The organism is Pseudonocardia sp. OZ21, from assembly GCF_059359135.1.
This window is the reverse complement of sequence record NZ_JCADBN010000028.1, coordinates 58,449-69,052: the sequence shown is the minus strand read 5'-3', so window position 1 is coordinate 69,052 and position 10,604 is coordinate 58,449. Positions and strand designations below refer to the sequence as shown.

Annotated in this window: 10 protein-coding genes; 7 read left to right on the top strand and 3 right to left on the bottom strand. The window is 71.2% G+C overall.

Going from position 1 to position 10,604, the window contains the following annotated elements:
* Window positions 1-210, top strand: a 210-nt coding sequence (locus AC5L35_RS35915; RefSeq protein ID WP_495064218.1) for an ABC transporter ATP-binding protein C-terminal domain-containing protein, incomplete at its 5' end; no start/stop codon positions are given.
* A 19-nt stretch (window positions 211-229) separates the two neighbouring features.
* Here AC5L35_RS35915 and AC5L35_RS35910 read toward each other — a convergent pair.
* The gene (locus tag AC5L35_RS35910; protein ID WP_495064223.1) at window positions 230-580 is read right to left on the bottom strand and encodes a hotdog fold thioesterase; all 351 of its coding nucleotides are present in this window, start codon (window positions 578-580) and stop codon (window positions 230-232) included.
* A 619-nt stretch (window positions 581-1,199) separates the two neighbouring features.
* A complete protein-coding gene (locus tag AC5L35_RS35905; RefSeq protein WP_495064217.1) occupies window positions 1,200-2,015 on the bottom strand; it encodes a class I SAM-dependent methyltransferase in 816 nt (271 codons plus the stop codon).
* A gap of 246 nt (window positions 2,016-2,261) precedes the next feature.
* Here AC5L35_RS35905 and rpsA point away from each other — a divergent pair, with 246 nt between their 5' ends.
* The 5 genes from rpsA to AC5L35_RS35880 all read left to right on the top strand — a co-directional run bounded on the left by rpsA (window position 2,262) and on the right by AC5L35_RS35880 (window position 7,496).
* Window positions 2,262-3,734: a 30S ribosomal protein S1 gene (gene rpsA, locus AC5L35_RS35900; RefSeq protein ID WP_495064216.1), complete on the top strand. Its 1,473-nt coding sequence runs from the start codon at window positions 2,262-2,264 to the stop codon at window positions 3,732-3,734.
* A gap of 155 nt (window positions 3,735-3,889) precedes the next feature.
* Window positions 3,890-4,570 (top strand): hypothetical protein, encoded by a 681-nt coding sequence (locus tag AC5L35_RS35895; RefSeq protein WP_495064215.1) that lies wholly within the window; start codon window positions 3,890-3,892, stop codon window positions 4,568-4,570.
* A 17-nt stretch (window positions 4,571-4,587) separates the two neighbouring features.
* Window positions 4,588-5,784 carry a dephospho-CoA kinase gene (coaE, locus tag AC5L35_RS35890; protein WP_495064214.1) on the top strand — a complete coding sequence of 399 codons (1,197 nt, stop codon included), beginning with the start codon at window positions 4,588-4,590 and terminating at the stop codon, window positions 5,782-5,784.
* Between the two features lie 99 nt (window positions 5,785-5,883).
* Window positions 5,884-6,699 carry an RNA polymerase sigma factor gene (locus AC5L35_RS35885; protein WP_495064213.1) on the top strand — a complete coding sequence of 272 codons (816 nt, stop codon included), beginning with the start codon at window positions 5,884-5,886 and terminating at the stop codon, window positions 6,697-6,699.
* Entirely contained in the window at window positions 6,696-7,496 is an 801-nt protein-coding gene (locus AC5L35_RS35880; protein ID WP_495064212.1) for a hypothetical protein, read from the top strand. Before AC5L35_RS35885 ends, AC5L35_RS35880 begins: the two co-directional genes overlap by 4 nt.
* A gap of 45 nt (window positions 7,497-7,541) precedes the next feature.
* Here AC5L35_RS35880 and AC5L35_RS35875 read toward each other — a convergent pair whose 3' ends face one another.
* Window positions 7,542-8,063 (bottom strand): ribonuclease FAU-1 family protein, encoded by a 522-nt coding sequence (locus AC5L35_RS35875; RefSeq protein WP_495064211.1) that lies wholly within the window; start codon window positions 8,061-8,063, stop codon window positions 7,542-7,544.
* 214 nt (window positions 8,064-8,277) lie between these two features.
* Here AC5L35_RS35875 and uvrB point away from each other — a divergent pair, with 214 nt between their 5' ends.
* On the top strand, window positions 8,278-10,461 hold the full coding sequence (gene uvrB, locus AC5L35_RS35870; RefSeq protein WP_495064210.1) for an excinuclease ABC subunit UvrB: 2,184 nt from the start codon (window positions 8,278-8,280) through the stop codon (window positions 10,459-10,461).
* Window positions 10,462-10,604 lie beyond the last annotated feature (143 nt).

Sequence of the window (10,604 nt, the reverse complement as noted above, 5' to 3'; positions counted from 1 at the left end):
ACGCAGAAGATCTTCGCGACGGTGCGGGAGTTGCAGGCCGAGGGCACCACGGTGTTGTTGGTGGAGCAGAACGCGCTCGCGGCGTTGGCGTTGTCGGATCAGGCGTATGTGATCGACCTGGGGCGTACGACGTTGTCGGGTAGCGGTGCTGAACTGCTCGCCGACCCCCGGGTGCAGGAGGCCTACCTCGGCGAGGGCGTGGCCAGCTGACACGCGCGACAGCAGGCCGTCACGGCCTGCTGTCGCGGTGCACACAGGTGAGCCTGGCGGTGCAGGTACGCCTGCCCCGGGCGTCGGTGATCACGATCTCCGTGGTGGAGGTGGTCCGGCCCACGTGAAGCGGGCGGGCCACCCCGGTGACGATGCCTTCGGTGGCCGCGGCGTGATGCGTGCACGACAGCTCGAGCCCCACAGGAAACCGCTCGGGCATCGCGTGCATCGCCGAGAGAGTGGAGCCGAGCGTCTCCGCGAGCACCGCGCTCGCGCCGCCGTGCAGCAGCCCGAAGGGCTGGCGGTTACCCGCGACCGGAAGCGTCCCGATCACCTCGTCGAGGCTGACCTTCACCAGCACGATCCCCATCCGGTCGGCAAGCTGCTCCACGTCCGACGACGACGGCAGTGGATCGGGATCGACAGACACGATCCGCACCTTAGGACAGCGCCCCGACACACCACCCTGCTCGGTGCCCGTCAGACCGCCGGCTCGTCGGCAGTCGCAGCCCTTCGGGGGCGGAACCGTGGATCTCGTGGTCAGGCGGCTGGGCGGCTGGCGTGGTGAGGCGGCCGACCCGGTCCGCATCCGCTGCGAGATGGGCCTTTCGGCCCTGCGGGGGGCGGATCCGTGCGTCTGGTAGCGATCAATGGCGTGTGTTGGGGCGGCCGAAGCCCGGGATCGGGCGACTCGGCCGCCTGAATCGGGCGACTCGCGGATCGGGGCCGGCCACTCGTGGCCTGGCGTGGGTGACTCGTGAGACCGGACTGGGCGGCGGGGGGTGTGCGACTCGCGCACGCGGTTCGCGGCCCGCAGGCGGGTGTCCGCGGCGGTTGCCGACTCAGCCCCGGAGTTGCTGCCAGATGCGCATTTCGGCCCGCCGGGGCGCCGATCCGTGGATCTCGCAGCGATCAATGCCGCCCGGCCGTTGGCCGGGATCGGGCGACTCGCGCACCGGGATCGGGCGACTCGCGGGGTGGGGGGCGGGTCAGGGTTTGTGGCTCGCGAAGATCGCGGTTCCGGGGAAGAGGGCGCCTCGGAGGGGGGACCACTGGCCCCACACGGTCTCCCGGCCCTCCGGCCAGTCGGGCTCGACGATGTCGTCGAGGACGAGCCCGGCGGCCACGAGGTCGCGGACGCGGTCGCCCAGCGTCCGATGGTGCTCCACGTAGGTGGCCCGGCCCGAGGCGTCGACCTCTACATAAGGCGTGCGATCGAAGTAGGACTGCTGCACGGTCAGGCCGTCGGGGCCGGGGTCGTCGGAGAACATCCAGCGCATGGGGTGGTTCACCGCGAAGACCCAGCGTCCGCCGGGCCGCAGCACGCGGGCCACCTCGCGCATCACGCGCTCCGGCTCCGCCACGAACGGCACCGCCCCGAACGCCGAGCAGGCCACGTCGAAGGATCCGTCGGCGAACGGGAGGCGTTCGGCGCCGGCCTGCACCAGTGGCACGGCGATCCCGGTTGCCTCCCCGAGCGCGGCGGCGTGCTTCAGCATCGTCCCGGACAGGTCCAGCGCCACGGGCCTGGCTCCGGTGCGGGCGAGCCACCGCGAGCACGGGGCGGAGCCGCACCCGACCTCCAGCACCCGCAGGCCCGCGACGTCGCCGAGGAGATGCGCGTCGGCCTCGCGCAGGCCCTCGGGGCACCAGACGAAGTCGGCGTCCCCGATGTCACGGCCGTGCTCGGCCAGGTAGTCCTCGGCGTCGGCGTCCCACCACATCCGGCTGGCGCGTTCCGACTCCGTGGCGTCCACGTCACGCCGCGCCACCCCGGTGGTTCCCAGCCGCTCCTCCGCGCTCACGCGACCATCGTGACAGTTGAGATGGGGCCACCCTCATTGCCGTGCTGATCGGGTCGCGCGTAGCATGATGGAAGCGCGGTGGTCAACGTCGCGGGTTCTGCGCGCGCTTCGCCCGGCCACATCACGCATGTTCTCCACGCACGTTCTCCACCACGATCCACGAGCAAGGGTGACAGCACCACGTCACGAGACGTACACCACCTGGTCCGCACCTCCAATCCATCCATAACCGGAGCACCCCACTACATGTCCACCGACACCACCGCCGCCCCGACCCACACGACCCCGCAGGTCGCCGTCAACGACATCGGGTCGGAGGAGGACTTCCTCGCCGCCATCGACCAGACGATCAAGTACTTCAACGATGGCGACATCGTCGAGGGCACCATCGTCAAGGTCGACCGTGACGAGGTCCTGCTCGACATCGGCTACAAGACCGAGGGCGTCATCCCCTCGCGGGAGCTCTCGATCAAGCACGACGTCGATCCGGCGGAGGTCGTGTCGGTCGGTGAGTACGTCGAGGCCCTGGTTCTCCAGAAGGAGGACAAGGAGGGCCGGCTGATCCTGTCCAAGAAGCGCGCGCAGTACGAGCGCGCCTGGGGCACGATCGAGGCTCTCAAGGAGGCCGACGAGCCGGTCGAGGGCACCGTCATCGAGGTCGTCAAGGGCGGCCTGATCCTGGACATCGGGCTCCGCGGCTTCCTCCCGGCCTCGCTGGTCGAGATGCGCCGCGTCCGCGATCTGCAGCCGTACGTCGGCCGCAAGATCGAGGCCAAGATCATCGAGCTGGACAAGAACCGCAACAACGTGGTCCTGTCCCGCCGGGCCTGGCTGGAGCAGACCCAGTCCGAGGTGCGCAGCGAGTTCCTCAACCAGCTGGCCCGCGGCCAGGTGCGCAAGGGCGTCGTCTCCTCGGTGGTCAACTTCGGTGCCTTCGTCGACCTGGGCGGGGTCGACGGTCTGGTGCACGTCTCCGAGCTGTCCTGGAAGCACATCGACCACCCGAGCGAGGTTGTCGAGGTCGGCCAGGAGGTCACCGTCGAGGTCCTCGACGTCGACCTGGACCGCGAGCGTGTCTCCCTGTCGCTGAAGGCGACGCAGGAGGACCCGTGGCGCCTGTACGCCCGCACGCACGCGATCGGCCAGATCGTGCCGGGCAAGGTCACCAAGCTCGTTCCCTTCGGCGCGTTCGTGCGTGTCGAGGAGGGCATCGAGGGCCTGGTGCACATCTCCGAGCTGGCCGAGCGCCACGTGGAGATCCCGGAGCAGGTCGTGCAGGTCGGCGACGACGCGATGGTCAAGGTCATCGACATCGACCTCGACCGGCGCCGCATCTCGCTGTCGCTCAAGCAGGCCAACGAGGGCATGACGGCCGAGACGGAGTTCGACCCCACCCGCTACGGCATGGCCGCCGAGTACGACGACCAGGGGAACTACATCTACCCCGAGGGCTTCGACGTCGAGACCGGCGACTGGCAGGAGGGCTTCGAGGCTCAGCGCGAGGCCTGGGAGAAGGAGTACGCCGAGGCGCACGCCCGCTACGAGCAGCACATCACGCAGATCAAGAAGTCGGCCGAGGCCGAGGCCGAGGCAGCTGCCGACGGCGGCGGCACCAACTACTCCTCGCAGGGTGGCGGTGAGCCGGCCGAGTCCGGTGGGTCGCTCGCCAGCGACGAGCAGCTTGCGGCACTGCGCGAGAAGCTCTCCGGCGGAGCCTGACGGCTCAGCAAGTCTGATCGACTCGACGGCCCCGACGACCATTGGTCGCCGGGGCCGTCCGGCGTCCGGGGGAAGCCGGGTCACGGTTGTGCTGCGTTCGGTGCTAATCGCGCGGCGAACAGGAGGTGGGGGAGATTTCGCTCTACCGTAGGTGCATGCGCGGGGCGGACTGCCGACACAGAGTTCTCGGTGCCGGACTGGTCGCCATGGTGCTCGCGTTGAGCGGGTGTAGCGCCTCCGCACCCCAGCAGACCGAAGTGCCCACGTTCCCCACGTCGGCCGAGACGTCCGCGGCGGCTGCGGCGGGCCCGGATGACGGCGTGCTGCCCGACGACTGCGCCCGGATCCTCGCGGTCGGTGACCTGGAGGCACTGCTGGGTCTGCCGTTGGGTTCGGTCGCCCAGCGCACCACGATCGGCGTCGCGGAGCCGTCCGTCGGGCGCACCGAGCGGGTGGCGTGCGTCTACACCGGCACGGCGGGAGGTCCGGCGCGGGGCCGGACACTGCTCAACATCAACGCGTCGGCGTACACAGATGCCGACGCCGCCGGCAAGCAGTGGCGGGTCAACTCCGAGGCCGAGGACGGCGGTCGCCGTGAACTGCCGATCGGGAGCGCCTCTGCCGTGCTCGTCGAGCGGCGCGGTGAGGCGGTTCTCATGGTCGTCCACGAGGTGAGCAACCTGACGCTCGTGCTGCCGGGTCAGCCGCTGCCGGGTGGTCGTGCTCCGGCCGACGTGCTGGTCGACCTCGCGCTGCGGGTGCTCCCCGCGGTCAGCACGGCGGGCGGCACCCCGTCGTCCAGCACTGTCACCGAGCCCCCTGGTGCCGTTTCCTGACCGAGTAGCGTGACGCCGTGCTGAGGGTGGGGCTGACCGGCGGAATCGGTTCGGGCAAGTCGACGGTGGCCAGGCGGCTCGCCCAGCGGGGTGCGGTGGTGATCGACTCCGATGCGATCGCCCGGGAGGTCGTAGCGCCGGCCACCACAGGTCTCGCGGAGATCGCTGCGACGTTCGGCGAGGGCGTCCTCACCGGGGAGGGCACCCTGGACCGGGCTGCCCTCGCGGCACTCGTCTTTCAGGATCCGGCCGCACGCGAGCGGCTGAACGGCATCGTGCACCCGCGCGTCCGGCGGCGCTCCGAGGAGCTGATCGCCGCCGCGCCGGCCGACGCCGTGGTGGCGCAGGACGTCCCGCTGCTGGTCGAAGGGCGGATGGCGCCGCTGTTCCCGCTGGTCGTGGTGATCCACGCCGACGCGGAGGAGCGGGTGCGCCGGCTCGTCGAGCTGCGCGGCATGCCCGAGTCCGATGCGCGGGCCCGCATCGCCAGCCAGGCCGACGACGTCGCGCGCCGCGCTGCCGCCGACGTGTGGCTGGACAACTCAGGTGATCCTGCCGGCCTCGAGGCTGCCGTCGACGAGCTGTGGAAGGCCCGGCTCGTCCCGTTCGAGGAGAACCTGCGGCTGCGCCGGGCGGTCCGTGCGGGCGCGCCGAAGCTCGCCGACCCGGATCCGGACTGGGCCGCCCAGGGTGAACGGCTCTGCGCCCGCGTGGCGACGGCCGCGGGGGAACGGGGACGTGGTGTGGCACACACCGGCTCCACCTCCGTGCCGGGCCTGCCGGCCAAGGACGTGATCGACCTGCAGCTCGGGGTCGACTCGCTGGCCGATGCCGACGCCATCCGCGACGCGTTGCAGGACGCCGGCTTCCCCTGGCGGCCCGACATCGCGTGGGACAACGCGAAGCCACCGGGCTCACCGCCGTGGCCCAAGCGCTATCACGGCTCCGCCGACCCCGGCCGCATCGTCCACCTGCACGTTCGCGAGGTGGGCTCCCCGGGCTGGCGCTACGCGCTGCTCTTCCGTGACTGGCTGCGCTCCGACGCCGCAGCCCGGGACGAGTACCTGGCGGTGAAGCGCGAGGCGGAGGCACGGTACGGCGCCGACAGCGACGCAGATCGCTACGTCGAGGTCAAGGAACCGTGGTTCGACGCAGCTGCACCACGAGCCGACGCATGGGCCGCATCCTCAGGCTGGTCTCCCTCGTTGGAGTGATGGGGCTGCTCCGTCGTAACGGTGCGCCATCGTGCCACGATGGAGGGACAGGAAAATCCACATCCGGGTGACCAGCTTGGCTCAGGCGAGCAGGGGGACATGACGGTGGGCACACCGGTCGACAATCCTCCTGGTGCCGACGGCCGGTTCGACGACGCCGCCGGCGCTGCTCGCGGCACACCAGGCTCCGGCCGCACGAAGGTCGTGCGCGGCGGCCCGCCGCTGTCCGCCGCGCAGTTGCGGGTCGACTTCGGCGCGCACCTCGAGGCCAACTACCAGCGGCTGGTCGCGCAGCTCTACGCGATCACGCTCGACCCGGGCGAGGCCCACGACGTCGTCCAGGACGCCTACTCCCGTGCGTGGCGCAACTGGTCGGTGATCAGCCGCTCGCCCGACCCGACCGCCTGGGTCCGGCGGGTCGCCGTCCGGGCCACCATCCGGAGCTGGCGACGCATGCTCGCCCGCATCGGCATCGGCCGTCCCCGCCCGATCGGCGACGGTGTCGACTCGCGCACCGGCGCGCTGCTCACCGCCCTCGGCAAGCTGTCGGCGGCGGAGCGCCGGGCCGTCGTCCTCACCCACATGGCGGGTGTCTCGCTGGCCGAGATCTCCGCGTTGGAACAGGTCTCGATGGGATCGGTGCAGGCCCGGCTGTCCCGCGCGCGCCAGGTCGTGTCCGAGGGCATGGCCGAGGTCCTGCCCCTGGTCCTGGAGGGCGCGGTCGGCGAGGGCTACAACGCCGACGACGGTTTCGACGTCTTCGGGTCCGGCGAGCGCGGGTCCGACGGCTACGGCCCGGCGTACGGGCCCGAGAACTACCGCCCCGGTGATTTCGACGCCGAGGGATACGGCACGCCATACGGCGCCGCGGGCGACCGGGCCGACGGCGACGACTACAGGGGGGAACACCGGTGAACGAGTCGTTGGATCGAGTGACCGAGGAGTTCCGGCGGCTCGACGACGAGCTCGCCGCCGCCGTCACCCTGCCCGCCGTGGACTCGGTGATCCGCCGGGCCGGCACGCTCAACCGTGCCAGCACGGCCGCTGCCGCCGCCGTGCTCACGGTCGGCGCGCTCGGCGCGACCACCGCGATCGCGCAGATCGCGGCGCCTGCGGCGGTCGCGGACGCCGCCACGGCCGTGTCACCGGGCTCGGCGCCCGCCGGCAGCCTGGGCGGGGCCGATTCCGCTCCCGCCGGCGAGCCGTCCGACCCGCAGTCGGTCACCCACCCCGATGCGCCGGTGGTGGCCCCGGGCGCCTCGGAGGAGGAGCGGGCGCGGATCCAGCGCGATCATGCGGCAACGGATCAGGGCCGGGTGCTGCCGGGTGCTCCGGCGCCCGGGCTTCCGGGACCCGTCCCACCGGGGCCGGTGGGTCCGCCGCCGCCTCCGCCGGTGGGCCCGCCGCCACCGGTGGAGCCGCCGGCGCCGACGACGACACGCTCCCAGCCGCCGACGCACCCGCCGACGACGACGCGTACCCGTCCGTCGTCGCCGCCGCCGCCGACGACGACCACTCGCACGAGTCCGCCGACGACAACGACCTCACGCCCGACTACACCGCCGCCGACGACAACCACGGAGGCGGAGCCGCCGCCGACCACCACGGCTCAGGCCAGCCCGACGACCCCGTCCACAACGACGCAGCACGAGAGCCCGAGTTCGCCGAGTTCGCCGAGCTCGCCGATCACGCCGCGCTCAGGCATCGCCTGAGTGCGGGCTCGGGTGCACGAACGCTCGCGTTCGTGCCGCCCGGGCTCATTTCCGCTGGTCGTGGCAGCGTTTCCAGGTGAGCGCGATGCCCCGCTCACCGAGCCAGGCGTCGAGGTCGTGGCCGTGGGCGGCGAGGCCGTCCACGGCGCGGAAGGCCCGCTCCATCGCCTTCTCGGCCGCGGGCGGCTCGAGGAGCCCGAGAGCCACGGCGGCCACGAACTCGTCCGTGTCGACCACCAGGGCACTCCGCCCGTGCTGCACCACGATGTCGAGGTAGTGGTCGGTGAGCACCCAGCGCTCGCCGTCGCGCACGATGTCGCACACGTCGAGGTAGAAGTCCTGGTCCCGGTGGTGGCCGGGGTTCCAGCACCAGTCGGTGACGCACAGGCCGATATCGGGCAGCAGCCACGACTGCACCCAGTGCGCGGTGGGCCGGTCGATCATCGGACGGCTCATGTACAGGCCGAAGGGTGTGATCCGGTACTCGTCCACCAGGCGGGCGACGCCCTTGGTGTCGATGTTGAGGGCGGCCGGGACGTCGAAGGTGGAGATCTTCGGCGGGTGCACCGCCCCGATCCTGTCAGGTCCCGCCGATGTTCGCTTGGCACCGCACCTCGCGTTCGTCCGGTGGATCGCCGCTGCTCGGTCTGACCGGATCCGGTCGACCTGCCGGGGCTCGGAGCTGAGCGGCGCCGGCGTCGGGTCATCCCCCACCGCGCCTCGTGGACCTGCGTAGATGTCCGCTCCGCGAAATGTCGGTGGGGGCTCGTACCCTGGAGCCGTGGCATTCGCGACAGAGGTTCCCGGCAGCGCGGCAAAGCAGGACGTGCCGGTCGCCCACTCCGAGTTCCGTCCCGTCGGGGAGATCCCCCGCACGGGCGGCCGGTTCGAGGTCGTCAGCGAGTTCAAGCCCGCGGGCGACCAGCCCGCGGCGATCGAGGAGCTGGAGAAGCGCATCCGCGCGGGCGAGCAGGACGTCGTGCTCCTCGGCGCCACCGGCACGGGCAAGTCGGCCACCACGGCCTGGCTGGTCGAGCGGCTGCAGCGGCCCACGCTGGTGATGGCGCCCAACAAGACGCTCGCGGCGCAGCTGGCCAACGAGCTCCGCGAGATGCTGCCCAACAACGCGGTCGAGTACTTCGTCTCGTACTACGACTACTACCAACCCGAGGCGTACATCGCGCAGACCGACACCTACATCGAGAAGGACTCCTCGATCAACGAGGACGTCGAGCGGCTGCGCCACTCCGCCACCCACAACCTGCTGTCGCGGCGCGACGTCGTCGTGGTCGCGTCCGTGTCGTGCATCTACGGCCTGGGCACGCCGCAGTCCTACCTCGACCGGTCGGTGAAGCTCGAGGTCGGCGCGAGCGTCGAACGTGACGTGCTGCTCCGGGCGCTGGTCGACGTGCAGTACACCCGCAACGACATGGCCTTCAACCGCGGCACGTTCCGGGTCCGCGGCGACACCGTGGAGATCATCCCGGCGTACGAGGAGCTCGCGATCCGCATCGAGTTCTTCGGCGACGAGATCGAGGCTCTCTACTACCTCCACCCGCTCACGGGCGACGTCGTCCGCCAGGTCGACGAGCTGCGCATCTTCCCCGCCACGCACTACGTCGCCGGTCCGGAGCGCATGGAGCGGGCGGTCCGCGAGATCGAGAAGGAGCTGGAGGAGCGGCTCGCCGAGCTTGAGCGCCAGGGCAAGCTGCTGGAGGCGCAGCGGTTGCGGATGCGCACCCAGTACGACATCGAGATGATCCGCCAGGTCGGGTTCTGCTCGGGCATCGAGAACTACTCGCGCCACATCGACGGCCGTGGCCCGGGCTCGGCGCCCGCCACATTGATCGACTACTTCCCCGACGACTTCCTGCTGGTCATCGACGAGTCGCACCAGACGGTCCCGCAGATCGGCGGCATGTACGAGGGCGACATGTCCCGCAAGCGCAACCTGGTGGAGTTCGGGTTCCGGCTGCCGTCGGCGGTCGACAACCGGCCTCTCACCTGGGAGGAGTTCGCCGACCGGATCGGCCAGACGGTCTACCTGTCGGCCACGCCCGGGCCCTACGAGCTCAACCGCACCGGTGGGGAGTTCGTCGAGCAGGTCATCCGCCCCACCGGCCTGGTCGACCCGAAGGTCGTCGTCAAGCCGACGAAGGGCCAGATCGACGACCTGGTCCACGAGATCCGCGAGCGCTCCGAGCGCGACGAGCGCGTCCTGGTCACCACGCTCACCAAGAAGATGGCCGAGGACCTCACCGACTACCTGCTGGAGCTGGGTATCCGGGTGCGCTACCTGCACTCGGAGGTCGACACGCTGCGCCGGGTGGAGCTGCTCCGGCAGCTGCGGCTCGGCGAGTACGACGTGCTGGTCGGCATCAACCTGCTCCGGGAGGGCCTCGACCTGCCCGAGGTGTCGCTGGTCGCGATCCTCGACGCCGACAAGGAGGGCTTCCTCCGCTCCGGCACCTCGCTGATCCAGACCATCGGGCGCGCGGCGCGCAACGTGTCGGGCGAGGTGCACATGTACGCCGACAAGATCACCGACTCGATGCAGTTCGCGATCGACGAGACCGACCGTCGCCGGGCCAAGCAGGTCGCCTACAACGAGGAGCGCGGGCTCGACCCGCAGCCGCTGCGTAAGAAGATCGCCGACATCCTCGACCAGGTGTACCGGGAGGCCGAGGACACCGAGGTTCCGGTCGGTGGATCGGGCCGCAACCAGTCCCGGGGCAAGCGTGCGGCAGGGGAGCCGGGGCGGGCCAGCGCCAGCTCGGGCGTGATCTCCGGCCGCGACACGTCGGCCATGCCCCGCGCCGAGCTGGCCGACCTCGTGCAGCAGCTCTCCGACCAGATGCTCGCCGCGGCTCGCGATCTGCAGTTCGAACTGGCCGCCCGCCTCCGCGACGAGATCGCCGACCTCAAGAAGGAGCTGCGCGGGATGGACGCGGCCGGCATCCGCTGACCGCCCGCGGCACCGCCCACGGGCCGGCGCGGATCCGCGGCGACCGCGCACACCGGTTGGCCACGGTGCACATGTCGTGACGTGTGTGCGGTGGCCAATGTGTGTGTGCGGTGACGGCGGGTCGCGGTGGAGGGGGGCTCGGC

Excerpts from the sequence above, each read along its gene's own strand:
- AC5L35_RS35895 (WP_495064215.1), top strand. The coding sequence starts at position 3,890 with ATGCGCGGGGCGGACTGCCGACACAGAGTTCTCGGTGCCGGACTGGTC.
- rpsA (WP_495064216.1), top strand. The coding sequence starts at position 2,262 with ATGTCCACCGACACCACCGCCGCCCCGACCCACACGACCCCGCAGGTC.
- AC5L35_RS35885 (WP_495064213.1), top strand. The coding sequence starts at position 5,884 with ATGACGGTGGGCACACCGGTCGACAATCCTCCTGGTGCCGACGGCCGG.
- AC5L35_RS35910 (WP_495064223.1), bottom strand. The coding sequence starts at position 580 with ATGGGGATCGTGCTGGTGAAGGTCAGCCTCGACGAGGTGATCGGGACG.